Annotated in this window: 19 protein-coding genes and 1 pseudogene; 16 read left to right on the top strand and 4 right to left on the bottom strand. The window is 54.9% G+C overall.

Going from position 1 to position 25,902, the window contains the following annotated elements; all coding sequences use genetic code 11:
- Positions 1-78 precede the first annotated feature (78 nt).
- Positions 79-1,152, bottom strand: a complete 1,074-nt coding sequence (locus ACFSNN_RS38990; protein WP_134465284.1) for a zinc-binding dehydrogenase — start codon at positions 1,150-1,152, stop codon at positions 79-81.
- A gap of 958 nt (positions 1,153-2,110) precedes the next feature.
- On the opposite strand from ACFSNN_RS38990, the gene ACFSNN_RS38985 reads away from it, so the two are divergent.
- The 12 genes and pseudogenes from ACFSNN_RS38985 to ACFSNN_RS38930 all read left to right on the top strand — a co-directional run.
- Positions 2,111-3,646, top strand: coding sequence for a sugar ABC transporter ATP-binding protein (locus tag ACFSNN_RS38985; protein ID WP_244323014.1), 1,536 nt, complete (start codon positions 2,111-2,113; stop codon positions 3,644-3,646).
- Complete coding sequence (locus ACFSNN_RS38980; protein WP_134465286.1) at positions 3,643-4,629, top strand: ABC transporter permease; 987 nt, start codon at positions 3,643-3,645, stop codon at positions 4,627-4,629. The genes ACFSNN_RS38985 and ACFSNN_RS38980 overlap by 4 nt, the downstream gene beginning before the upstream one ends.
- Positions 4,622-5,674, top strand: coding sequence for an ABC transporter permease (locus ACFSNN_RS38975; protein WP_134465287.1), 1,053 nt, complete (start codon positions 4,622-4,624; stop codon positions 5,672-5,674). Before ACFSNN_RS38980 ends, ACFSNN_RS38975 begins: the two co-directional genes overlap by 8 nt.
- Positions 5,675-5,831: 157 nt before the next feature.
- On the top strand, positions 5,832-7,073 hold the full coding sequence (locus ACFSNN_RS38970) for a sugar ABC transporter substrate-binding protein (protein WP_134465288.1): 1,242 nt from the start codon (positions 5,832-5,834) through the stop codon (positions 7,071-7,073).
- A gap of 109 nt (positions 7,074-7,182) precedes the next feature.
- On the top strand, positions 7,183-8,289 hold the full coding sequence (locus tag ACFSNN_RS38965) for an alkene reductase (RefSeq protein WP_134465289.1): 1,107 nt from the start codon (positions 7,183-7,185) through the stop codon (positions 8,287-8,289).
- A gap of 124 nt (positions 8,290-8,413) precedes the next feature.
- Positions 8,414-8,881 (top strand): VOC family protein, encoded by a 468-nt coding sequence (locus ACFSNN_RS38960; protein ID WP_134465290.1) that lies wholly within the window; start codon positions 8,414-8,416, stop codon positions 8,879-8,881.
- Between the two features lie 16 nt (positions 8,882-8,897).
- On the top strand, positions 8,898-10,124 hold the full coding sequence (locus ACFSNN_RS38955) for an FAD binding domain-containing protein (RefSeq protein WP_134465291.1): 1,227 nt from the start codon (positions 8,898-8,900) through the stop codon (positions 10,122-10,124).
- 54 nt (positions 10,125-10,178) lie between these two features.
- Entirely contained in the window at positions 10,179-10,424 is a 246-nt protein-coding gene (locus ACFSNN_RS38950; protein WP_377689169.1) for a DUF485 domain-containing protein, read from the top strand.
- Between the two features lie 480 nt (positions 10,425-10,904).
- Complete coding sequence (locus ACFSNN_RS38945; protein WP_134465292.1) at positions 10,905-12,005, top strand: catalase family peroxidase; 1,101 nt, start codon at positions 10,905-10,907, stop codon at positions 12,003-12,005.
- Positions 12,002-12,577: a cytochrome b gene (locus tag ACFSNN_RS38940; RefSeq protein ID WP_134465293.1), complete on the top strand. Its 576-nt coding sequence runs from the start codon at positions 12,002-12,004 to the stop codon at positions 12,575-12,577. Before ACFSNN_RS38945 ends, ACFSNN_RS38940 begins: the two co-directional genes overlap by 4 nt.
- A 50-nt stretch (positions 12,578-12,627) precedes the next feature.
- On the top strand, positions 12,628-13,500 hold the full coding sequence (locus ACFSNN_RS38935; RefSeq protein ID WP_134465294.1) for a hypothetical protein: 873 nt from the start codon (positions 12,628-12,630) through the stop codon (positions 13,498-13,500).
- A 278-nt stretch (positions 13,501-13,778) separates the two neighbouring features.
- Positions 13,779-14,360, top strand: a pseudogene (locus tag ACFSNN_RS38930) (nitrilase-related carbon-nitrogen hydrolase); the annotation flags it as partial.
- A 94-nt stretch (positions 14,361-14,454) separates the two neighbouring features.
- Here ACFSNN_RS38930 and ACFSNN_RS38925 read toward each other — a convergent pair.
- Together ACFSNN_RS38925 and ACFSNN_RS38920 are read right to left on the bottom strand one after the other, a co-directional pair.
- Complete coding sequence (locus tag ACFSNN_RS38925) at positions 14,455-14,862, bottom strand: YciI family protein (protein ID WP_244323018.1); 408 nt, start codon at positions 14,860-14,862, stop codon at positions 14,455-14,457.
- A gap of 175 nt (positions 14,863-15,037) precedes the next feature.
- Entirely contained in the window at positions 15,038-15,844 is an 807-nt protein-coding gene (locus tag ACFSNN_RS38920; RefSeq protein ID WP_134465295.1) for an oxidoreductase, read from the bottom strand.
- Between the two features lie 494 nt (positions 15,845-16,338).
- Here ACFSNN_RS38920 and ACFSNN_RS38915 point away from each other — a divergent pair, with 494 nt between their 5' ends.
- Both ACFSNN_RS38915 and ACFSNN_RS38910 read left to right on the top strand, forming a co-directional pair.
- A complete protein-coding gene (locus ACFSNN_RS38915) occupies positions 16,339-16,902 on the top strand; it encodes a TetR/AcrR family transcriptional regulator (protein WP_134465296.1) in 564 nt (187 codons plus the stop codon).
- A gap of 392 nt (positions 16,903-17,294) precedes the next feature.
- Entirely contained in the window at positions 17,295-18,509 is a 1,215-nt protein-coding gene (locus ACFSNN_RS38910; protein ID WP_134465297.1) for a hypothetical protein, read from the top strand.
- Positions 18,510-18,580: 71 nt separating this feature from the next.
- Here ACFSNN_RS38910 and ACFSNN_RS38905 read toward each other — a convergent pair whose 3' ends face one another.
- Positions 18,581-19,543 carry a hypothetical protein gene (locus ACFSNN_RS38905; protein WP_134465298.1) on the bottom strand — a complete coding sequence of 321 codons (963 nt, stop codon included), beginning with the start codon at positions 19,541-19,543 and terminating at the stop codon, positions 18,581-18,583.
- A gap of 725 nt (positions 19,544-20,268) precedes the next feature.
- Between ACFSNN_RS38905 and ACFSNN_RS38900 the strand changes: the two genes are divergently transcribed.
- Complete coding sequence (locus ACFSNN_RS38900) at positions 20,269-21,609, top strand: hypothetical protein (protein ID WP_134465299.1); 1,341 nt, start codon at positions 20,269-20,271, stop codon at positions 21,607-21,609.
- A 24-nt stretch (positions 21,610-21,633) separates the two neighbouring features.
- Positions 21,634-25,428: a CHAT domain-containing protein gene (locus ACFSNN_RS38895; RefSeq protein ID WP_134465300.1), complete on the top strand. Its 3,795-nt coding sequence runs from the start codon at positions 21,634-21,636 to the stop codon at positions 25,426-25,428.
- Positions 25,429-25,902 lie beyond the last annotated feature (474 nt).

Raw genomic sequence — 25,902 nt, 5'->3', positions numbered from 1 at the left:
GGACCTATGCTCTGGGAGAGCTACCTGAAACGCCCCTAGGCCGCTCGACACATCGTATCGAGCGGTGAACCCAGATACTCAGGGTTTCAGGGCGAGCTTGACCACTCCATCACGCTGGTGTCCGAACAGTTCATATGCTGCAACCACGTCATCGAGCGCGTAGGTATGTGTCACAAGGTGATCAAGCTTGATGCGCTTGCTCGCCGTCACGTTCAGCAGGCGACGCATCCGCTCCTTCCCACCCGGGCAGGTCGACGTCACGATGCGCTTGTTCGCCAGACCTGCACCAAACCCGTCCAGAGGAATCGGGATGCTCTTCGAGTAGATACCAACGCTTGAAATCGTCCCGCCGGGTCGCGTGACATTCACACACGTCCCGATGGTTTCGTCCCGTCCCAGGCACTCAAGGGCAACGTCGGCGCCGACCCCCTGCGTCAGCTTCAGAACCTCTGCAACCACATCGACCTTGGTCGGATTCAGCACCACGTCGGCGCCCATCGTCTTCGCCTTCTCAAGGCGCTCTTCCACGGGGTCCACCGCGATAATGAGCCCCGCACCCAGCAATTTGGCCCCAGCTGTGGCACACAATCCGATCGGACCTTGCGCCACGACCACGACAACATCCCCAATCTTCACCCCGCCCGATTCCGCAGCTGAGAAACCGGTGCTAACGATGTCAGGGATCAACAGCACGTCCTCGTCAGTAAGAGTGTCCGGGATGACCGTCAGGTTCGCCTGTGCGTCGGGCACCACGAAATACTCCGCCTGGCAACCATCAAGGTAGTTACCGATTTTCCAGCCGCCAGCGATTTTCCAGCCCGTCGACGATTTGCTCCCGCATTGCGAGTGAAATCCCATCAGACACGACGAACATACGCCGCACGGGGTGACAGCCGCGCATAAGACACGCTGCCCCTCCTCGTAACCCTTGACCTGCGAACCGAGCTTCTCGATGATCCCGATTGGCTCGTGGCCCAAGGTCAGCCCCTGCTCGACCGGGTACTCGCCCTTGAGAATGTGAATGTCCGTTCCGCAGATCGTCGTCGTCGTGATGCGGATCAGTGCGTCAGTCGGCCCGATATCCGGAATTGGCTTCTCCTCCAGCGCGATCCGACCCGGTTCAATAAAAACTGTTGCCTTCATCTTGGCCATTTGGCTCCTCCTGTGTCCAGCAAGGTTTATGCAATCAGGGCAGCGGTGTGCAGCCCGAGAGAAAGGATATGGTCGAACCTTATTTATCCCACGATCATTGATCGCTCGATCAATTATAGACAAGACCGACGATGATGAGCATCATCGCTGCGTTGGTGTTTACCCTTTCTACTCGGATCGCATGCGATCCTTCAATGTCCGTTTGCCGTTTCGCACATCAACATGTCGACCGGCGAGAATCCGTCCTGTCGCAGTGGTTGTGAGCCAATCTCCACAAGGCGCAGACGCATGGTTGATCGAATACGCGCACGGAGATAGGGGACACTGATCAGTCTGCCGAACGTCATGCGGCGTTGCATCAATCTAACGGATGATTCGAACGCACGTGATGAACCTCATGTCTATGACGGCGACGTGATTACACCGTCGACCTTCCCGCCAGGAAGACCTGATTGACAGTTCAGGGTAACTCCTGAGATTGACAAGCTTGATTCAAGTTGAATCAGGGGCATACACTTAAGTGGTCGATCGATAAATAACATTCGCCGATCGATACCACCCATTCATTCTTGGCAGTCTGGACTATTGCTTTTTCAGGAGCAGCAACATCAAAAAACATCATCGAACATCTTCAGATATGTAGTCCTCTGTATTTTAGTGTCGTCTCAATTTTTCGATCAGATTGAGCGCGCAAATGAGGTAGTGATTGTCCTTAAACTGGTTACAAACATGAAACGCACGCACCGGTTGGTTGGGTATCGCACAGGCCACGACGAATACCGAGCCTCGCCTCACCAGAAACGTTCGAAAACTCGTTACAAACGGTCAATGCTGAATCGCTGGTTCGCCGTCAGTGAGCGCAGATAAGCTGGGATTGACTACGGAACTGCCCCAAAGAGGCTGCGTTGCAGCTTGACGACAATAGAGGCGAACTTGCCTCGCATCGATGGAGATGACAGTGATAGAAGCTGAGGTGATGGTTCCTACGCTGAATGTGACGGACCTGCAGAAATGCTACGGGCCGACCGTCGCACTTGGAAGCGTGAGTTTTGAAATCTTTCCGGGCGAGGTGCACGCACTACTCGGCGAAAATGGAGCAGGCAAATCAACGCTCGTCAAGATTCTGAGTGGAGTCGTGCAGCCTGATGCCGGAGCTGCAGCGCTGGCGGGAAGCCCCTATACACCGCATTCAATTCTGGAAGCCCGCGAACAGGGTGTGGCGACAGCGTTCCAAGAGTTGAGTTTGCTTCCAAACCTAACAGTCACCGAAAATTTATCGCTTCCCGAGCTTAGAAAACGACCGTTGCGTTTGATTTCAAAACGCGACAACGAAGAAAAAACCGCAACCATACTCGCAAAGTATGGGCTCGAACTGAATCCACGGGCACTCGTGTCGCAACTCACACTCGCCGACCGACAGCGGTTAGAAATCGTCCGCGCAATGAGCAAACGCCCGAAGTTGCTGATTCTCGACGAGCCTACGGCGGTTCTATCGTCGACAGACTGGCTATTTTCCCTTATCCGTGCCGAAACTGCGCGCGGTACTTCAGTCCTCTATATTTCGCATCGCCTCAACGAGATCCGGGAGCTATGTGCACGAGGCACCGTGCTAAGAAGCGGACGTAGCATTGCGACCACAGAACTTGGAAAAACGGATGATGCCGCCATCTTCGAGATGATGGTAGGTAACAGTCTAGCCGCGTTTTCGCGCGACTCATCCACTTCGAAGCAGGTAGGTCCGGCGCGCCTTCAGGTGACAGACCTTTATGCTGGCAAGATCAAAGGGGCCTCTTTCCGGGTGCCAGTCGGTGGCATTGTCGGTGTCGCGGGACTGGATGGCCAAGGCCAGAGCGATCTGTTCCATGCGCTTTTCGGCCTTGCGTCGATCAAGTCGGGAGACATCCGCATCGACGGCAGGCCCGTGCGGGTGAGGTCGCCGGCCCAAGTCCTGAAGGCGGGTATCGGCGTGTCGCTGTTGCCGGAAGAACGGAAGACACAAGGCATTTTCCCCACCCTTTCGGTGCAATGCAACGTTACTCTGGGCGCGATGGGTAAGGTTTCCCGTCTCGGCGTGGTACGCCGCTCCCAGGGGCAGAAGCTCATGCGCGACGTGGCGAAACGTGTTGACCTTGCAGACCGGTACTTCAATTTTCAAATCGGCGACCTGTCTGGTGGCAACCAACAAAAGGCGCTACTTGCCCGCGTCCTCAGCACGGGTGCCAGAACACTCCTCCTCTTCGATCCGACCCGTGGCGTCGACGTCGGTACGAAGCAGGCTATCTACGAGGCGATCCAGAGTTACGCCAAGTCCGGAGGCGCCGTGCTGCTTTACTCCTCAGAACTATCGGAAATTGTTCAACTTTGCGACGAGTGCCTCGTCGTTTATGACGGTCGCATTGTCGCCCGACTCGATGGTAATGAAATCGAAGAGCGCCGCATCGTAGCGGCCGCGACTGGCCACATCGGCGACGACAGAGTCAGGAGCGCCGCATGAGCACGATCAACACCCGGAGATTCTCATTTTCACGCGATGTATTGACCAATGGCGTCAGTACGGTCGTAATCCTCTACTTCATCCTATATGCGGTGTATTCGCGCATCGAGACCGGAGCACTCACAGTCTCTGCTTTTAGCGATCTCGTCAATAACACGATTCCGCTTGCGATTGCAGCAGCTGGCGCGACCTTCGTCATTCTTCTTGGTGGATTCGATCTATCCGTTGCAGGCGTCCTGTCGCTTGTAAATGTTGTGCTGGCAACACATCCGCTAGACGGGGCCGGCGGTGCACTTATTAGCATACTCATCGCCATGAGCATCGGAGCTGCGGTAGGCTTGTGCAACGGGATACTGGTTGCCTACGGTGGCTTGCAGTCAATCGCCGTCACGCTGGCAGTGATGATTCTCACCCGTGGTCTTGCGCTCGTTGTTCTGGATGCCCCCGGCGGCGGCGTTTCTGATTGGGTAAGCGACACGCTCACGAACAATCTTTGGGGTGTTGTACCGGCTGCTGGCCTTGTCGCGATTGGTGTCGCCTTGCTTTGGGCGATTTTCCGTCGGACGAATACTGGTGTCGCGCTTTACGCGGTCGGAAAGGATGAGACAGCGGCCGCACTTTCCGGAATCAACGTCAAGCGGACAAAATGCATCGCGTTCGTTTTTGCGGGTGCGCTCTACGGTCTGGCGGGCTTCATGCTCTCGGCACAGACAGCGTCTGGTGATCCGAACGCAGGCGCGACGCTCATGTTGCTCGTCTTCGCGTCAGTTGCTCTCGGCGGCACCGCATTCTCAGGCGGGCAAGGCGGCCTGTACGGAAGCATGATTGGTGCGGCCACGTTAATGCTGCTCCAGAAAGTGCTTTTCTCGTCAGGGGTCCAGTCGTTCTACATCGGACTTTTCCAAGGCTTTGTCATGATCGCAGCGGTGATCTTTGTCAATCTCATTACGTACTTTGCACGTAGGAGCCACGGTCATGATTAACTCGAAAGTGAGCCCCGACGCTCAGCCGACAGGAATCGGTGCAAGCATGGTACGTGGCGAAGACAAGCGCGGTGTCGTCAAAGTCCGGCGCGAAACCGTCAGCGCTATTGGCATATTCGTTGTGTGCGCCGTTTCTCTTTCTCTATCGCGATTGATAAATCCCGAGTTCGGTAGCCTCCGCCAACTCCAGACGATTCTCACCCTTGCCTCATTTCTGATCGTGGTTTCTTATGGACAGGGATTGACTGTACTTATCGGGGGTCTCGATCTTTCGATTCCTTCGGTGATCACACTCGGCGGCGTGCTGACGGCCGCATGGATGAGCACGCTCTCATCGACGGGTGTATGGTGGCAAATTCCGGTTGTCCTGACGGTCTGCGCGGCCATCGGGGGCATCAATGGGCTCGGAATAACGGTGTTTCGCATTCCCGCCTTCATTATGACACTGGCGTCCGGAATCATCGTCTACAGCCTGTGTCTCGGCGCTACCGGGGGGACGCCGAGCGGTGCTGCTCCAGAATCACTCATCACCCTCATGTCGGGACGTGTCGCAGGACTTCCTCTTGTGAACATCTTTGTCATCGTCTTCTGTGGAATCGCTGCCTTCACTCAATCGAGCACTTCGTTAGGGCAACGCCTCTACGCCTTAGGCAGCAACCCAACAGCCGCAAGAATCGCCGGAATCCGTATCAACGCCATAACGGTTCTCACGTATGCGCTGTCCGCCGCACTCGCGGGCTTCGCCGGGATGATGCTCGTTGGCTACTCCAACGGTGCAACGCTGCGCATGGGAGATCCTTATCTGCTGCCCTCTATTGCTGCCGTTGTCATAGGCGGATCCTCAATTCTGGGAGGGAGAGGAACATTCGTGGGAACAATTGGAGGAGCGGTCCTTTTGACGATATTCGACATGGTCATTACCTCGCTGGGACTTGCACAAGGTTGGCGCACGATGATATCTGGTGGACTGATCCTGGTAGCTATCCTGTTGCAGCACGAAGGCGCATTGGACAGGATTCGCTCGGTAGCACGGCGACATGGCTAGCCGATAATGAGATTTCCGACAAAATATCCAAATTTTCTATACATAGTACAACTTATTTACTTATTCGCTGCGTGCTCGATCGGCGGCCGCGAGAAAAAAGGGGTGGCTTGATGGGTCACCGGGAGTGGAGAGGGGAATATTCCCAAGGAGACGTGCGATGAAAAGCTTCAAATCCGTACAACGTTGGATGTTCGCTGGTGCACTGGCTGGAGCAATGGCGATGGTGGCACACTGCGGTATCGGCGTTGCGCATGCGCAGTCCAAGCCAAAGAAAGACAAATATCTGATTTACCTGAGCCTGAGTTATAGCGGCAATGCATGGCAGTCGGAAGCTGCCAACGTCGTAAAGGCGTTGGCAAAGACACCCCCTTATGACAAGCTCGTTGAAATTCGTGAGGTCATCTCTGGTACGGATGTACAAGCGCAAATTTCCGCCTACGAGAGCATGATTGCAGCAAACGCGGATGGCGTAATCAGCTTCCCCGTTTCGCCTACAGCTCTGAACCGTGTCGTGAAGCGCGGATGCGAAAAAGGGACTCTGTTTTTCATGTACGACGCGACTGTCACGGAGCCGTGCGCCTATAATGTGAGTTACATAACGGCAGGCTTCGGCGAAAACACCGCACAGCAGCTTGTCAACATGTTGCACGGGAAGGGCAATATCTTCGTGATTCGCGGCGTACCAGGGAATTCTGTCGATAAGCGGCACGTCGACGGCGCGATGAGCGTTTTCAAGAAATATCCGGATATCCATGTAATCGCCGACTATTCCGGGTATTGGGACGATCGAACCGAGCAACAGGAGACTGCCAAGGCGCTTGCGGCTCATCCTGATGTCGATGGCATCTGGTCAGAGGCAGGCGAAGACGGGGCGATCAAGGCGTTGTTGGCAAGCGGCAGGAAACTCATACCGGTTACAGGCGAAAATTCAAACGGGTTCCGGTTGGCGCTTGCCAATCCCGAAATGCGCGCCAAAGGATTACAGGGCGTTTCTTCTGGCTCTCCGCCAGCGACGGCAGCGTTTGCTTTCAAGCTGATGATGGAAGTGCTGCAGGGAAAGAGGAAACTCGACACTCACAATATCGAATACCCACTTCCTTGGGTTCCGGGTGATCAGGTGAAGGTGTGTACCGGTGACAAGCCAGAGAACGGGTGCAACGCCTTTCCTGCAGGAAAGGTACCCGATTCATTTGTGACGGAGGTTTTCAACCCCCACCTGCTACCCGAGCTTTCACTCCGTTCGGCCTTGAATGGCGAACCAACGCCGGGGCAAACCATCCAGCCGTTACCCATTGACGCGATTGTTGCTGCCCCGGACCAACCAGGCATCAACTGCCAGAAATGCACTCAGCGGGCTGACGCTTACCGACTGACCAAGGTTTCAGTAACTGCCAAGTAATCCTTCTGCGGCAAATATTCGCTCTGGTTGGGCTGCAGTGCGTCCCCCAACCAGAAAAGGAAATAGCTGCCTGAACCGATGGTCTATTGAATGAGATACAGGAGGCGGTATGTCCCAACTTTTCGACACCTTGGACCTCGGGTCACTAAGACTTCCAAATCGGATTGCCCTTGCACCACTGACACGATGCCGCGCGCAGAGTGGTGATGTGCCTCGCCCCATCAGTGTGGAGTACTACTCGCAACGCGCTTCGGCGGGTTTGATTATCACCGAGGCAACAAACGTTTCGCCGCATTCTTGTGCCTTTGAGAAAGCACCCGGCATCTATAGCGAGGACCAAGTCCATGGTTGGAAATCGATTGCTAATGGCGTGCACGCAAACGGCGGCCGGATCTTCCTGCAACTGTGGCATTGCGGCCGTGTCGGCTCCGATGCCGTCCTTGACGGGCAGGCTCCGTTGTCGCCATCGGGTGTAAATGACGACCTCGACGCGCTCCAGGTGTGGGGGCAACTGGCCAACGGTAGATACGCCCGGCTCGCCGCAACACCATCACGCGAAATGACCCGGGCAGAGATCGAAGCAACGATCGAGGAGTATCGGGTCGGTGCGACCAACGCGATTCATGCTGGCATGGATGGTGTTGAGATTCACGCTGCGAATGGCTACTTGCCGCACCAGTTCCTGTCACCGACAATCAACTGCCGGAATGACGAGTACGGCGGCAACCTGCAAAAACGAATGACGTTTCTGCGTCACGTGACCGAGGCTGTGATCGGTGCCGTCGGTGCGCATCGGGTTGGTGTGCGCCTCTCACCGACCGCCGATTACAACAACACGCGCGATCCTCATCCGGATGAGACATACACCGGCGTCGCGAGAATGCTCGACGACTTAGGGGTGGCCTATATTCACATCGCCGACACGAACGCCTGGGCTGGTGCGCCGGACATGCCGCACTTGCTGGAAATGATCAAGCCGAGTTTCCGGGGACCACTAATCGGCAACGGCGGCATCACACCAGCGCTGGCGGTCGAATACGTGCGCAGCGGACGCCTTGACGTCATCGCCTTCGGACGAACGTTTCTGGCAAACCCTGACCTGCCGGCGCGTATTCGACTCGGAGGACCATATAACAACCCTCGTCCCGTTGGCTGGTACGGCGGAACGGATGAAGGCTATACGGACTATCCGAGCTTGTCAGATCCCTCGAACTGAAAGCGCTTCCAGCTTAAAGGGCGGAACGGGTAAACACCGATGCTGTTCCGCTGGCCATCCTCTAATTTATCAAACTATAATTTATCGACCGATCATTAATCGATAGATAAACAAGGAGAAAGCCATGCCGGTCACCAAGCTAGCGCACTACTCAATCCGGACTACGGACCTCGACAAGTCGCGGCGCTTCTATACGCAAGTTCTTGGTTTTCGGGAGGGGTTCCGGCCGCCCTTCAATTTTCCAGGTATCTGGCTGTACAACGGCAGCGACGAATCTGAGTTCGGCGTCGTACACATCATCGGAATCGCCCCCAATGACCCCAACGGTCTCGTCGAGTATCTCGGCGACAAAGCGCTGCCGGAAACGGGAACAGGAACCGTCGATCACATCGCGTTTCTCGCCACGGGCCTCCAGGACCTCTGGGCCACATTGCGACGCGAGGGCTATGAGTGGCGTGACAGGACCGTTCCAAGTCTCGGCCTACATCAGGTGTTCGTAGAGGATCCGTCAGGCGTGACAATCGAAATGAACTTTTCTGCTCACGAAGTTCCAGCGCCCCAGCACACAGCGCCCGCCCACACCGAGGTTTAATCCGGAGATTTTTGACATGCAACGCAACATTTTTGATCGCCGCAAGGCAGTCATCGCGGGTGGATCGCTCGGTGGTCTCTTCGCTGCAAATCTCTTACTACGCAGCGGCTGGGATGTGACGGTACTGGAGCGTGTTCCCGAGGAACTCGCGGGGCGCGGCGCTGGCATCGTGACTCACCCGGAACTTTTCGACGCATTGACGGCGGCCGGCGTGGACGTGAGCGATGACATCGGCGTCACGGTGCAAAGCCGAATTACCTTGAACTCCGACGGCAGCCTGGCTGGTTCTCACCCTCTTACACAGACTTTGACCGCATGGAGCAAGATGTATCACGTGCTTCGTTCGGCTCTGCCCGATACCTGCTATCAATCGGGCGCAATTGTAGAAGGAGTCGAAACCTTTGCCGACCATGCGGAAGTCACGCTCTCGGACAACTCGAAGCTTCGGGCCGACCTCGTCGTAGCTGCCGACGGTTTCCGTTCATGCATTCGCCAGACATATCTGCCTGCAGTGGACTTGCAGTACGCAGGCTACATCGCATGGCGCGGACTCGTTGACGAACGCGACCTTTCCCCTGCGACGTGGGAGGCTCTGTTTGACAAGTTCGCATTCTGTCTGCCGTCCGGTGAACAGATGCTCGGCTATCCGGTGGCGGGGCCGGGCAACAGCACGCAACCAGGCCAGCGCCGTTATAACTTTGTGTGGTACCGACCAACGGACGAAGCGACGACGTTGCGCGATTTGCTGACAGACGCCGCCGGCAATCATTTTCCCACCGGCATTCCTCCGCATCTGATTCGTCCAGACGTCCTGTCTGAAATGCGCGAAGCAGCGCGTACGCTGCTCGCGCCACAGTTTGCGGAAGTGGTAGAGAAAACGCAGAAACCGCTGTTTCAGCCAATCTACGATCTCGAGGCGACACAGTTGACGTTCGGCCGTCTAGTGCTGCTCGGCGATGCGGCATTTGTCGCTCGTCCTCACTGCGGTATGGGCGTCACCAAGGCGGCCGGCGATGCACTTCAGCTGGCGCGCTCGCTCGCAGAGTTTGACGACATTCACGAGGCACTGGTTGACTACCAGCGTCATCGCCTGCAGTTTGGCTGCGCCATCGTCGAGCATGCGCGCCACCTCGGCGCCTATATGCAGGCACAGATGAAAACCCCGTTCGAACGGGAAATGGCTGAGAAGTATCGCACGCCTGACGCAGTGATGCGGGAGACGGCAGTTTCCCCGACCCTATAGCAGTTACCAACTGACACAGGCGAACAAGCCATCAGAGATTGGCGCCTTTGTCTCATGACTTATATCCAGGCAGGAGGAAATACGATGACACATGCTGCAACGTGTCTCGAGGGTCTAAGCCCGGGACAAATGACTGCGTCACCCATGCCGTGCGACGTTCAGTTTCAACAATTCGTCAGCCGTCGCCGCCGATCTTCGTGGACATTGGCTGCAAGCATGCTGATGGTGTACTTCGCTTTCATCCTGCTGATCGCGTTCGCCCTGGTGTACTCGGTACCCCGATCGTCGCGGACCACCTGACGACGTGGGGAATCCCCATCGGGCTCAGGATGCTCGTGTTTACGTACGTTCGGGCTCGTTGCCATCTACGTCTATCGGGCCAACACGGTCTACGACGTAGCTCTCGATCGCATCCGCCGTATTCGTCGTCGCGTTGATTGATAGTCGGCGATAAAAACTGATGCAAGTGTGTCGCTGCGGCCGTCGGAGAAGACGCCGCCGGAAGGTTTGTTCCCGACACTGTAGATTTTGAGTGAACCAAAACGGTAAACAACATTACATATATTGGCGTTTTTTTGGCACATTTTCGGCGCTTAATATTATTTATACGTCGTCATCATGATATATTAATCGACAGTGAGGTGGGCTGCTGCCTGCTTCTGTGATACCCATCGGCCATTTACCGAGCGCGTCGGAAAGACGATACGCGGTGCTTGGCCTGCATTTTCTGCGATACCGTCATCGCGAGGCCGGCCTTGCGTCGGGCTCTAATGGATCAACGTGCCTGAATCAAACACTTCCGCCCCCCAACGTCAGTCCGTTCGGAAAATCGCGTTGCTTCTTGCAGCAATTGGCTCGATCGGTGCGGCCTTGACGGCCTTATGGCTATGGTCCTCTGGCTTGATCGGGCATCGCGTGACAGCCTCGCGCTTTACCGATGTAATGGAGCAAAGCAATGGGCGGATATATGCCGGCTTCCGCCGTGCTCACAGCAAAGGCGTATGCGTCACGGGGCATTTCCGCCCCACCGCTGCGGGGACGTTGCTTTCAACAGCCCGCGTCTTCCGCCAGGCCCAGGTGCCTGTAATCGGACGACTCTCGATTGCTGGCGCCGATCCGCATGCGCCCGACGCAAGCCAACGCGTACGAAGCATGGCACTGGTTTTATACGGTAGCGATGGCCAGCAATGGCGTACGGCCATGAACAGCTTTCCATTCTTCCCGGTTTCAACGCCGCAAGGATTTTTCGATCAGCGTCTCGCCTCGCTGCCTGATCCAGCAACCGGCAAGCCTGATCCGATGAAGATGAGCGCCTTTCTCAAAGCTCACCCAGAGATCCGCAAATACGATGAATGGGCTAGTTCGGCACCGTGGCCGACGAGTTGGGCAAACACGCAATTCAACGGCGTCGATACATTCCGTTTCGTCAATGCTGATGGCAAGCGCCAGTTTGTGCGATGGTCGATGCGACCGCAAGCCCCTTTTGTCGCCATGAACGCACAACAACGTGCGAGTGTCGACGCTGACTACTTAAGCGAAGAATTCCGCCAAAGACTAGCTGAAGGACCTGTTCGCTGGGATCTCGTGGTCACGCTAGCTCAGCCGGGCGATGCCGTCAACGATCCCTCACAACCGTGGCCAACGGAGCGAACGCAGGTGTTGGCCGGTACACTCGAACTGAACCAGATGTCACCGCAGACTACTGGCTCGTGCCGAGACATCAACTTCGACCCACTCGTGTTACCAACGGGCATCGAACCATCTGATGACCCAATACTGGCAGCGCGATCCGCCGTCTACTCTCAGTCGTTCAATCGCCGCGAGCATGAAATCTCGACAGGCAAAGCATCTGACGCAACTGGTCAGGAGGATCATCAATGAAAGCGACAATACACTTCAATTTGCTTGCTCGTGCCTTGCACTGGCTGATGGCGGCGCTGATCGTCGCTATGCTTTTCATTGGTGTAATCATGACGGCCTCTCTGTCTCATCGTGCTAGCCTGTTGAATCTACACCGCCCCCTCGGAATTGCCATCGGTGTGTTGGCGCTTATCCGTCTCGCAAACCGTCTGTCACATCATTCGCCAGCGTTACCGTCTGATCTGTCAAAATGGCAAGTCGCAGCAGCAAGGAGTTCGCACGTCGTACTTTATGTGCTGATGCTCGCCTTGCCGGCTGTCGGCTGGGCCATGCTTTCCGCCGGCGGATTTCCAGTGAAACTCTTCGGAAACGTCTATTTGCCCTCAGTCATTTATGCCTCTCCCATCACCTATGCGCGGCTGCATCTACTCCATGAATGGTTGGCGTTCGTTTTGTTCTCCGTTGTAGTCGCTCACCTATGTGCGGCCTTACACCATGCGTGGATACGTCGTGACGGTGTATTTGCGTCGATGACCGGTGCGACTCGCGCGATGCAAGGCTCTTCAAAAACCAGTACGGCTCATTCGCGCTAACCTCCGCTTCGTGTACCAATCACCTACTTCGACTCCAAATAATATACGTCATGAAACCGGAAGTTTTTTTCGAAAAAGTTAGCGAACGCAAGCTCGATGCATTGCGCCGCATTGCAATTGTGAGCGATGTCGAACTGAAACATCGCCCGTCCCTCTCTCCGGAATACGAGTTCAGCAAATACGAAGGAATGACAGAGAAGGACTATTTCTTCTTTGACGAGGTCGACTTCAGCGAGGATATAACCTACTGTTTCCGGTTCGAACTGGGCGAATACGGATATCGCGTCGAGAATGAGGACGATCTGTATCCCGCCAAGGATGATATGGGAACCGGGGAATTCAAACTTCAGGTCGGGGCGTTCGACCGACGTCGGCGCACCTGCGAAATTCGCGGCTCTCTCCACGGCAGCACATTCGATATCAACGGAGAGTTTGTTGACCCAGAACTAAACTATAAAATCACCGGTGTGTCGGCCGAGCAAAAAATCAAGCTCAGCCTGTTCCAGGAACTGTTGCTCGAAGGATACCTTCTGGAGCTGGAAGGCAATCAAAGGATGAGCTTTTTTAGTTATTTCACAGCGATGGAATCGTTCGTAACGGTGCAGCTCGAAGGCTTCGTACAGTCGCTTACTTCAGAGCTGCAAGAACCGTTTGAAAGACTCCCATTTGACGCCAAGCTTCGGATATACGCGAAGGAACTCTTATCCACGACCGATTTCAGCAAGGTTCCGGTCTGGAGCGAACTTAGTGGCAAACTTAAAAGACTCAAGAGTCTGCGCAACGATATAGCCCACGCGAAAGGTACAACCAGCAACATCGCTGCTCAAGATGTTGATGATGCGTTCGCCTGTGCATGCATCCTCTTCAGTCTTGCGCCAGAAAGAACCAACTGGAAGCCGGTTTATAGCTACCTGCTTGCCTGACGCCCGTTTGCGCCGCTGCGGCCCAATTCAGCCATTGCTTCGTCGATTGACAAGAGCAAAGCACCCAACAACGGCGGCTTGTGCCTTAACGACCGCAGCATCGCGCATCCAGTGGTTACGCCATCCCAGAGCGATCGTGTAGCTCGGCAGCGTAATTGGGCAGGGAAGCAAGGTCAGACCCGTCAGCAACGAAATTTCCTGAGCTGCGTGTCGCGGAATCGTTGCTACGGCGTCGGTACCTTTCAGTAGATACGGCAACGAAGCGAAATGCGTTGTAGATGTTCTTCAACCCGGGGGATGGGTTGATCGCAAAGCATCGCAAGCTGATGCCAACGGGGACCGAGCGGCTCATCTGGGGGCAGGGAGATGGGTCGACGCTGCCGGCGGTCAAGACTGAGGCTGGTGTCGCAGGAGCGGCAATCTGCTGGGAAAACCACATGCCGCTTCTGCGGGTGGCCATGTACGCGAAGGGCGTCCAGGTCTGGTGTGCGCCGACCGTGGACGAGCGCGATACATGGCAATACTTGATGCGTCACATTGCTCACGAAGGCCGGTGCTTCGTCATCAGCGCATGTCAGGTCCAACTATCTCCGGCGCAGCTCGGTGTGGAAGTACCGGGCTGGGGTGAAAACCGACCACTGATTAACGGTGGCAGCCTCATCGTCGGACCTCTGGGAGAAGTCCTTGCCGGGCCTCACGGCGAAACGGGGCTTGTCGTTGCGGAAATCGATACGGATGAACTCACGCGTGCCCGGTATGACTTTGATGTCGTCGGGCACTACTCACGGTCGGACGTGTTCTCGCTGTCTGTCGATAAGCGCAGCAAACGCACTGTCTCATTCACCTGTGACGAGAGCTGAAAATGAAATGGCGCTTCAAATGCGCCATTCCCCGCAGATATCCATCCTTGGTCGGCAGCACTCAAGGATGGGCGTTAACCGGTCGGGGCCACGCTCAAGAAGAATCACGAACCTTCAAGTGCAACATTGGAAAGTGCTCATAGTGGCCGACTCCGTTTCTGACGATAGGATCTTGCGACGTTAGTTCGGCGACGTCTTGTTCATCGGGTAGTTGAAAGAGCGATACCCCATACCCTCCCGCGCTATCAATAACTGGACCATGGGCCACGACGAGCCCCTGATCAAGTAAGGAGTCCAGGAACCTGCCATGTTGCTTCATCCATTCCTTCTCGTCGGCAGACATCGTGCCGAGAAAGTTAGGGCGAGGAGGAATGAACTTGCATAGAAAGTACTTCATGAGAAATCTCCACTGTTCATTCAAACCAAACACCAGCAGCCGCGTCGCGCGCCCGATCGTGTTTGCTAAGCTCATTGCCGCGTTATCGCCTGCAAAATGTGCCAAGAGCAACGCCAACGCCAATGCCCCTTAATGCAGGAATGGGCGCGCAAACTGCAGAACGAGCTGATCCGTAATCCTTAAGGCCATTCGATGGAGCCTACAGCAATGCCAGGCCGTTAGAGGCGAGAGGCGGGGGACCTTCCACTCGCTCCAGATCAAAGATTTTGTGCCCTCTTATTCAACCAAGGCCAAACGCTTTTCGTACGCTCGAATCAAACATCTTTGCTGGCACGAAACGTCGCAGCTTGCTAAGCAGTGACGCTTCCCCTTTCGGGGTCCAACGCATACGCCACGGACCGGTAGCAGCCTCGACGACTGTTGCAGCAACGTAGTCAGGGCCGGGTGCGCCGATCAACTTCTTCGCAAATGCCTCGGTAGAGCTAATTCGCTCCTTGTCGTAGTCGCCGATTGTCGATGTTGGACGAGCAGATTGAGTATCAAGGTTAGTACGTGTATAGGCCGGCTCGACAATAGCCACGCGTATACCGAAACGGCGTACTTCGTGATCCAGCGATTCAGACAAACCTTCCAGGGCATGCTTGGATGACGTGTAGTGCCCTAAGTAAGGGCCCGGAATAAAGCCGAGCACCGAACTGATGTTCACAATGCGCCCGGCGCGCTGGGCTCGCATGTGTGGAAGTACCGCCTGTGTTACACGAAATGCGCCAAACACATTTGTTTCGAAAAGCGTTCTTACTTGGGTGATCGACGCTTCCTCCATCGCTCCGAGCAGGGATGTTCCAGCGTTGTTGATCAGCACATCAACATGGCCTGATCGTTCTATAACCTGCTGAACACCGCGTTGTACGGAATCGTCATCGCTGACATCCATCTCAACAAACTCCACGCCAGGTAACGAAGGGGCCTTGGCCAGACTGCGTGCAGTGCCGAATACGCGGAAGCCGTTTTCGGCGAGCTTTTTTGCGACGGATGTTCCGATTCCAGATGATGCTCCAGTGACAATGGCGACTTGTTGCTTGGACATATGAAATTCCTCTTTCGATCTAACGTTGATTGCTGCGGTGCCTGAGGGAAATCTGCGATGTCACAGCTGCTTCTCTTTACGATGAACAGCATTAGGCTGCGGACACGGTGCGTAGACACCATTGCTCAGGTTCTGCTTTATCTGTTCGGTCACGCTATCAGCAAGGACCTCGGGCGCATTCTGTTCTACACCCTCCAGGATCCTGCGCCCGACATCTCGGGGGCCTTGGATACCCCAACCAGCGCAACACCTCCTTTGACCGGCATTGCTTTCTCCTCGCGAGGAACCAGAAATCAGGTCTCGATGCATGTCTCTCACGCGTACACCCTGACAAGGCCGAGCCGCCCCTTAGGCTCACAACCTGGTCCCCAGCGGGGTCGGCAGCGTCAATCTTCCAGCATCATAGATGATGGTCATCATGTTTTGATGCAAGTATGATTATCATCATCTTTAAAGTCAAGCATGACCGTTCATGACCGAAGAGGCACAGATATATGCGCTATCCAGCACATGAGACCGCACAGCGTCACCAAAGAATCATCGAGGAAGCCTCCCGGCTCTTCAGGGCCAAGGGCGTAGCCGGCGCCAGTATTGGAGATGTGATGAAGGCCTGCGGCCTGACCCACGGTGGCTTTTACGCCCATTTCGACTCCAAGGAAGCTTTGGCATGCGCGAGCCTCGAGCATGCAATGGAGCAAACACTTGAAGAAGTACGTCGTATGGCAAGCTGCGGCGAAAATCGTAAAGCGGAATTTCTCTCTCACTATCTGAGCGCGGCGCACCGCGATCATCCAGAAGCTGGGTGTGCATTGCCAGCGTTCGTGGTCGATGTCGCGCGCGAACCCGCGATGCAACATAGTTTCACCAGCCGGCTGAAGGCTTTGATTTCAGCTTTGGGGGATAGCTTTCCGTGGAAGCGCGGAAGGCCGAAAGAGAGCCAAGTAATTTGCTTCACCGCTGCAATGGTTGGAGCGGTGATACTTGCGCGCGCGGTCGACGACCCGGCGCTCTCCGAATCCATACTGAGTTCCGTACAGTACGAACTGTTGGCTCGCTGACATTTCAAGCGATTCCCCGTGCAAAGATAAGCTGGCACCGCTGTGTTGTGAAGGCAACGCAGCCACTCGGCTTGGTTACCCGTACCACAAAGGTGTAGGTAAACGGGCCAATCGGTTGATTTTGCGAACCTCGAACGAGGCTCGTTTTAGTCGCTGGCACCCGGGTCGAAATCGACAATGATGTCCAAAATCGTGCGACCGGGCAAATATCCCCTAAAGATACGACGAAACTTGTCGATATCGAATCCATGTCGTCCGAAAGTATTCGCAAGACTCGATACTATGCCAGCTGGCGCACCACCTATCGCTTCTCTGAATATGTGACCCGCAGGCGATGATGACGTCGCTCCCGGCCATCCATGGTTGCCTAATCTTCTTCTGAAATGACAGGCTTGAAAAGCTTCTTTGGTGCGATACAGCATTGGTTCGCAGGCGACTTATATGGCCGGCATCTTGGGTTGATCCTTCAGGAAGTTGGCAATCGCCATCCAGAGGCTCTTACCAGTTTCATCACCGAAGTTTTCGGCATTCCTCGGAGCGAACAAAAAAGCGCACGTTTTCAAGCCGAGTACTCGTTTGACGGCAAACGTGGAACTCGCAGGGCCGATTTGGCAATCTTCCTCGACGGCGAAGAAGATCCGCGTGTGCTTGTGGAAATTAAATATCACGACAAGCCCATTCAGGCTACTGAAAGCAAACCAGCACAGCTTGCGGACTACCGTTCGTGGCGCAGTCGCACAAGCAACCGCCATGTTCTACTGATCTCTCGTGAGCTTTACTCGGCCGAAGGGATCGAGATAAGGCGTTGGAACGATTTAGCACATCATCTCCGCTCATACGCCAAGAGATCCGATCTGATTGACATGCTCGTAACGTACCTTGAAGAGGAAGGAAACGTGATGCAGGATATTGCTAGCGTTGCACTCATCAAATATATAAAGCGCTATCTGTGCAATCGCAAGCCGGGTGCCAACAATCTCGAGGGGCCGGTAGAGTTTTCCAATCTACTCAAGAACGTGCAGCTCTTATCGGGGGTGTTCCACGGACATTTCAAAACCGCCTGGAAAAACGCAGGGATAAAGACTGAAGGTGACTCGTACGACCGCCGTTCGAAAGTTGCCAGTATTGACTTTGACGTCTGGCATCGCCTCAAACCGGTACCAGAGGGACGCTCCGTCGTCGATGAGTTCGGAGGTCTGCGTAATGAGTTGAAGGATGGAGGGCAGCTATACGCTTTTGCCCGTCACTCCTTGGGACATAGCAGTAACTGGCTCCGCGTCCGCTACGGCGTCATGTTTGACGTGTCTCCCAACGATAACGAGAGCGATCCGCCTCGAGCATACTTATTCGCCGACGTCATTGGCGCAGCGATCGAGCGGGGACAGATAAAAACCTGGAGTGAGAAGAAAATCCACTACAAGTGGGTTACAAACGAAGCCGAGAAAGGCTCTGGGAAAGTCGAACATCATCTCAATACGCTGATTCTGGACGCGGTCGACAAAACGCTAGATGCTCGGCTACCTCTTTTGGCGCAACAGAAGAAGGCACTTATGCTGCTACGAAAATCTCTTGGCAGCGGTCGCCAACCGTTGCTGACCGCAGCCTGAGATGCACGAATACGCTTAGCGATGCATGGAAGTTGGGCAATAGCGAATGAAGTCGCAAGTGAACGCGCTCGTTAAAAATCGGCCGCGCACGCTCGAACAAGACTTCTAAACGCCTCCAACGACCCATAGTGCTCCTTGGCCCATTCATCCAGACGTTCAGCGATATTGTCCGGCGAGTACGGTCGCTGCAATTTATATTGTGCCGAGTGAGGAACAACAGCGACGATCATCCGCTGGCTGCCCGTGTCCAATGATTTGGTCTCTGTGTAGTTGGTCGGCAACTCGGTTTTCTCGAGCAGTTTCATGTTCATAGCAACGGAACCTTCGCCGATCCTATTACCGTCTCCGGTGTCAACAACGACCCCGGCCACCGTCACATCAGTCTCCGGGTTGATTGCTAGCACGAGGTCCCCTGTGGCGGCGCCCCAGCTCGTCAATGGATTATTGTCACCTCTGAGCACAATGCCGGGGATGAGACGCTCGTCAATTTGGTTCTTCACCAGACACTCGCCCGACTGATTTGCGGAAAGACCGTTTTTAAGCGCCGAAAGCGACCCGAAATAGCCCGCGTTCTCGTGCTCGAAAATACATGGTCTACCTGATGGGTCAGCTGCGATTACATTCTTCCACGTAATCCGGTATCCGGTCGGAGTCACCCAACCGCCCTTCCGCCACTGGTCGAATACCTCAATTTGCTTAGCTACAGATGGCTTCTTCCCCAGCACAGTTCGAATCGATACGCCATTGTCGATTCGATTTAGTGCCAGTCTTTCACCACGAAAATCATCGGGGTGATATGAGGTTGGTGCACCATCGGTATTGACCGCCAAAGCTGCTTTGTAAAGCCCCACGGCGGCCGTCGAATCAGATGCTCGATCACGCACCAGCTTCACGGTATCAGCATGCATACTTCCGCTTTTAACAATCAGACATGCGGGCTGGTTCTCTGTTGCATATAGCGTAACGCCCGGCAGGACGATCATGCCAATCGCAGACAATCCACAAGCAAAGCCTCGCGACATGCTGGTTTTCATGGTGACTCCTGGCAAAGTGAGCGGACGTCCGATCGACGTACCGTGCGGTGGAGCCTCGCTCATAATCGGTGGCACTTCAGAGCAGAGTATGAACCTGGTACTATTCGAGACTGAGGTGTAGGTGACTGGATACAACTACAGCTGGAAACCACGATGTCCGTGCAGCCCGTAATCGACAACAAGCACTAGATGGATATACGTTCATCCTTCTGCGATCAAGTGCTTCAACGACGGCTATGTTCGAGAGGTAACAGTAACCTCGACGATTCATCACCGGTGAGGTGAAGTCTTGGGAAAAAATCGCGTCATCATGTACTTCGTCACGCGCAGTCGGAGCCCGATTCGACCTGTCCGCGCCCTTCTACAGCGACAGGGGCCATAAAATCAGGAATCAAGCAAGCGCCCGAGTGGCCGAAGAATGTAGCCTCGCCGGACGTCATATTCGGCAGAGCACAAAAAGCTCCGCCGAATGCTCCATCGCCTCACTGCTGCAGCACGTCCTGTTCAACACCTTCCGATTCCTGCTCGCCTACGGTCTTGTCGTCGACATCGGAATTCGCCGGTGCCTTCGATTCCACTAAAAGGCCCTGCCGCGCATGAGATTAAGTGACGAAAACGCAACAACCGCCCACGTTCGTTCGACTTCGTTGCCAAGGTCAGCAAAAATATTCTAATTTCAGGCATTTTAACGCAAATTTTTGCAAACATTCATTGGGCATAAAAACATGCAGCAATTCCTTGCCACCCCTGACTCAGACGGCCATCTCGACTTTTTTTCAAACCTCATTAGTTTAAATATCTACAACAGCGAAAATGCTCACGAAATTCAAGAGGCAATTGCCTTGAAAGCTGGTGGGGCCGCTCCAGCTGAAAGAGCGCGAGAGATTCGCGCATTGCTGAAACACGAGATCACCCATTTCCTGGACATGACCACCACCGCATGGGGCGGTCAATATATTTTCCGTAAGCTGCGTGCTGCCAAATCACTGAATTGCAGTGATGAGGAAGGTATCGCGACGCAACGCGTCTTTATGCTTGAGACCACTGAGGTAGACGTCCACAAGGCACTGCTCTCAACATCCAACGTTGCACCGACGGAATGCCTGACGATGCGTCACGAGTTGCTGGACGATGAACGGTTTGGCATGGTCTTGATGATTAACTATTACCAAGGTGAAAAGCGATGCCATTCCGTGCCCTTGAGTATGCTGTCACTGCTCGAGGCTAACGCCACCGCGAGCGAATACCTTTCCCGGCTCGCTGATCTCGAAGTGAACGACGATGCGGTATTCCGGAAGATTGAGGGCCGCATGATAGAGGATCGCTTTATTCGACTTCTGAACGACCCGGACCGCCTTGAGTATTCTGCTCTTCTCCACCTTACGCGAATTCACCTGAGTGAGTTGCCCTTTCGCGACCTGCTCGCATTTGTTTCAGCGTTGTGCCGCTTCGCGCTTGATGCGACCGACCTCGGAATGGCAGCAATGGCAAACGTGATAGAAGCTTCTGCGCGGAATGAGGACCGTGGACGTGCCTTATCGATGGAACTGCGCCGCGCCTCGGCCCGCCCTCTTCTTTACTTCAAGACGGTACTGTTCGTATACGGATGGATGAATGAGATGGACGAACCAGGCCGTGATGCTTATCTCGGTCTGATTCAGACGGATCCGCACAAAGCCATTCAGATGCTTTGGGTCAAGCGCTTCGGCATCGACGAATCCGCGCTCAATCTCGAACGATCTTTCATGCCCGCTAGCAAAATAGAGTGGCTCAAGGAAATTGGCATACTCAGCGATGCACGCATCTACGAAGAGAGCTTTGAAGCGAATTCCGGTCTTCTCGATCACACGCCATGCGGATTGCTGGATTTTGACCAGCTAAAACTTCTTGACGTGTTCCTCAAGGATGGGACCAAGATCACGTTGCCTAACCGGATTGACATCAACGTACAGGACTACTTCGACGAAAACCTGCAACTTTTTTCCGATATGCAGGCAATGTACAGAGCGCAGATACCTCAAAGGTTCTATGTCGGTCCTAACGTAATTCACATCAATGTTGGTTAAAACCTCGCTTCAGGGTAGCTAAAAATGGAAGATCAAAAAACGTCGGCTAGGCGACTGCCTGGCTTCAATCCGTTCGACCTCTATACGGACGGAGCATCGCCACAACCGGGAGAAGCGGATCTGATCGTGGGCGGATCCACGGACGAGGTTATAGGCCGGATGGCTGCATTCCTATGGATGGCGGTTCGCGATAGCGAGGGCAAATTCCCGTTTCAGGGGATCACCGTCATCTCGCCTCCGCAACTGGTCTGGGACCGTTCGGACACAGATATTCTGAACCTTATATTGAAAGCAGTCGATGACCTTCGAAGGAGCCCGGCGGACGACGAGGAGGTTTCGCGCTTGCGCGACCTGCTTTCGGTGGTCCGATGCGAGCGCCTTGAGTTAGCGGAAGTTCTGAATGCACTTGAAGCCACGGGCGAACACCGGCTCGTGCTGATTCCAATGGCAAGCGCGTATCGCGACCAGAATTTGCAGTCGCAGCAGTTGCCTCTGGGCAAAACGGGCGTTCTTATCGCCGAAGACAGTTGGGTCCCGTACGTCGCCACACTTGCGTCACGTTGCATCGACCTTGCGCGATCAGCCGGACACACGCTGGTCTTCGAAGTACCCGATAGTCCTCCTGCACGGGACCGAAATCAGAAGTTGCTGGTTGATATCGATGGACTCTATCCGTGCTTCGTTGCTTCGGAGGGTGAGACCGATCCCGGTGCAATTCTGCTGGATGGAGTTGACAAGTGGGTTGCGATGGTCGTATCAGGCCGTCTGCAGGACGCGATGGACGAAGTGAACGCTGCCGACATCAGCCCTGCGTACAAGTCGCAGTTGCGTGTTCAACTGGTCGATCGATGCGAGGACATCGAGCTTAAGGCACAGGTCATAAAACAGGAGCTGGCCAACGGTACTAACGTGCCGCCAGAGTTCGCAGCGCGCTTCGGGCGGATAGCACTCCGTGCGGGCGACGAACAGACGGCCGAAAGACTGCTCGAACAAGGCATTCCGCACGTTGCCGACCGCAACCTTCTCGAAGCCGTCCTGATATCCTGCACGGAACTGGGAAACCCCGAATTGGTGCGGCGCGCCTTCGAGCGGCTGGCTACACTGTTTCCCGACTCCGAACTCTTGCGCACCAATCGTGAATTGCGTTTGATGCAATATTGTCAAATCGTGCAACGTGGCGAGCCACAACCACCGTCACGTGCCGGATTCAACGATCTGGAAAACTATCTTGCGGACAATTTGAGCGCGCAAGGCCCAATCGTCTACGAGAACCTACTGGACACGGTTGCGCAACGCTGGGCAGGTGAAAGTGAGCTCGCAGTAATCTGCTGTGCAATCCATGCACAGGCCAGAAACGAGTCCGTCGCTGCCCTTACGCTTGGACTTTCCGCAGCTGTATCAAAACACTACGATCGTCAGGCGACGAGCATTCTCCTTTCCGTGATGCGTCGCATGATGTTGCTGGACGAGATTTCCCAAAAGCATCTCGAGTTGTATAAGCAGCCCCTAAGACAGGTAATCGCCTACCTTGCATCGCATCCATCAGATGCACATATGCGCGTGGCACTCGCGAAAGTCTTATCTGTTGAATCCTGCGGCGCCATTGGATTGCCGATGATTGCTTCTTTGACACTGGATATGGTCAAAGAAGGATTCCAGCTCGCACCCGAGACCGAGATGACAGCGGCCGAAGTTGAAGACGACGACGCCATGGCATTCTTCCAACGAGCCCTGAGTTATCTCGAAAAGTTGCCGGCGGTTGAAATAGGCGTGACACGCCTACCCAAAGATTTGGTAGGAGATAACCCGCAAGGTCTCGTTAACTTCCTGACACGAATGATTCATTATGGAGGCAATCGTCGCGGAGAGGATGTGGATTTAAACCTGCTTGAAAAGTATACCTGGCTCATCTGCCTGCTCACGACTTACGCTAAAGGAGTCGGCGAAGATCTGGATGCCCTGAGACTGTTGGCCGGCAAGTACTGGCTTGATGGTCAATCGCAAAGGGCACGTGACATCGCGGAACAGATTCTGGAGGTTGCGGGAGACGATCAGAACCGCCGCAGACTTGCGTGGTCCTCCTTTGCTGATATATACCAGAGAGCTCGCAGCCCGATTGACGCGCTGGTGGGTATTGCCTGTTCGTTCGCGTGCGAAACGGAGGTGAGCGCGGCCGATATCTGGCATGAAGTCTACACGCTCCATCGGGTTGTACGCGACCTAGGCCTCCACACTATCGCGGCAGATCTTATTCCCACCTGCCATAAATTGCTGGAACAACTTGATCTTGGCGCCGAGGCGCGACTTCGCTTGCAGACAATCGAACTCGGGCTGCACCTGTCGGACCCGCCTGAGAACGATGTTCAAGCGCTATCGGCATTGGTTGCAGACGCGACGAATCACTGCAAGGAAGTAATCGATGCCAAAGGCGAGTTAATGCCCGCAGCCTCGTTGCTCGCCCAGTCAGCAGGCCTTCTCGAAAGAGCCGGCGGCCAACTCAACCCGACTACGACCGACGTGCTAAATGCCGCATTCAGGGGAGTAGGGCCGCGCTCCGCTGCTTTTCTTCGGGCTGTGTCGGCCGCCGTTCCTTCGATTGGCGATGTCGTCAGTCTCCACAATCGGCTCGAGGATGCGAGAAATTCACAGGACGTGACGGGAGACATGGTCGCCGTGGTAATGACGGCGCGCAGACTCTTGAATGAGGCTCCCGGTGCGTTGGTACCAGAAGAGGCTGCAGTCGCAATCGAACTGCTGGCGGACAGGGCCGTCGACTCTCCCGCCAGCGCGCGGAAACTGGATACTGCATGGCCAGCGAACTATGCCAGAGCGCTCTCAAAGGAAGGCCTCGCAGTCTTGATGCTTGGATTGAACAACAAGGGCGAACTCGCTTCCATTTTGGCCAACGACGGCAACCTAGACGCAAGGATTTCAACTGAAGGGGATCGCACCTTTTTGCGCCGTCTGGGAAAGTGGAGCGCAGACTACCCGTATCGATACGGTTTCATTGACCGCGAAGATGGAAATAACGAGTTTTATCTCTCAATGGGCGATCTCGATATGCCGATACCATCATCTCCAAACATTCTGGTAATTGCTGAACCCGTGCTTCAGCAGATTCCAGTCAATCTGGTCCTCGATGCGGGAGAATTTGCAGGCAGAACGCGATCAATCGGATACGCCCCATCCCTGACTTGGTTCGAGGCTGCGCGCCGGAGCCCTGCGCAGCACGATGACCGCCGGCTCGCCTGGATATCTACCTCCGAAGACCCGGAAAAGGTTGGCACTCTCGAAATGATACTTGAGCGACTCCGGTCGACCTTCGAAGCACATCACTTCACTATTGATACCAGCCGCCAAATTCCGAAGAATTTTAAGGGCGCCCAGATGGTTGTTATTACAGCGCATGGCGGGCTCACGACAGAAAAGCGGTTCATCCACAGGATTTCAGACGAGGAAATGCTCGCAGAATCACCCGAGGCGCTTGCACGGGCGCTAGCTGGCGTGGAGATGGTAATTCTTTTCGTATGTAGCGGCGGTCGTAGCGATAGGCATCCGCTCGGAAATACGACCGTTGGACTGCCTAAGATGCTCCTGGATCGCGGGTGCAGAACCGTCATCGCTTCGCCCTGGCCGCTCGCCGCAGTCGTAACGGGCCCCTGGCTCGAAGAGTTTATGGTTGCATGGGATGCTGGTGAAACTGCCGCAGCTGCCACTATCCGTGCAAATCAGGCAGTGTACAGACGACTCGGGGATCCGCCGCAATACTCCCTTGCGATGGCTGTTCACGGAGACGTGCTGCTGAGTATGCGTAGCTAAACCTAGAAACCGGGCAAAGGTATTGGCCCGTCGTTGGCCTGGAGACTTCCGTCTTCAGGTTGGGAGGATGCAGCGAGCGCAAAAGAAACTGGCTAGCTCCTGTAACGAGACCGTGTGTGACGTTGCGGCGCAACAGCCATATCGTCACACTACCCTGCCAAAAGAAAGCATGAAATCGAACCTGTGCGAGATCAGATGCAACACGACCAATCCGGTTCCCCAACCACTCAATCTGCTTCGCGTGAAGTGAACGTGCGATAGCGCCAGTCGTCCCAACGACGATATGAAAACTTTAGACGTGTCCCAAACATTATCTGCTTCAGGGCAGCCTGAACGGACGATCTCTCACCAAGCCGAAGCGCTGGCAGTTTGTGGTAGAGAAGAGACTATCCAAGGAGCGCGTCGTCCCAATTTACCTCGTCTTTCTGGATTGAGAATATATATTGGGGTATCCGCAACGACTCGCTTGCGGCA

Source organism: Paraburkholderia dipogonis, from assembly GCF_042680985.1.
GTDB lineage: Bacteria > Pseudomonadota > Gammaproteobacteria > Burkholderiales > Burkholderiaceae > Paraburkholderia > Paraburkholderia phytofirmans.
Note: the sequence above shows the minus strand (reverse complement) of the source record. Positions and strands in the feature narration are given on the sequence as shown.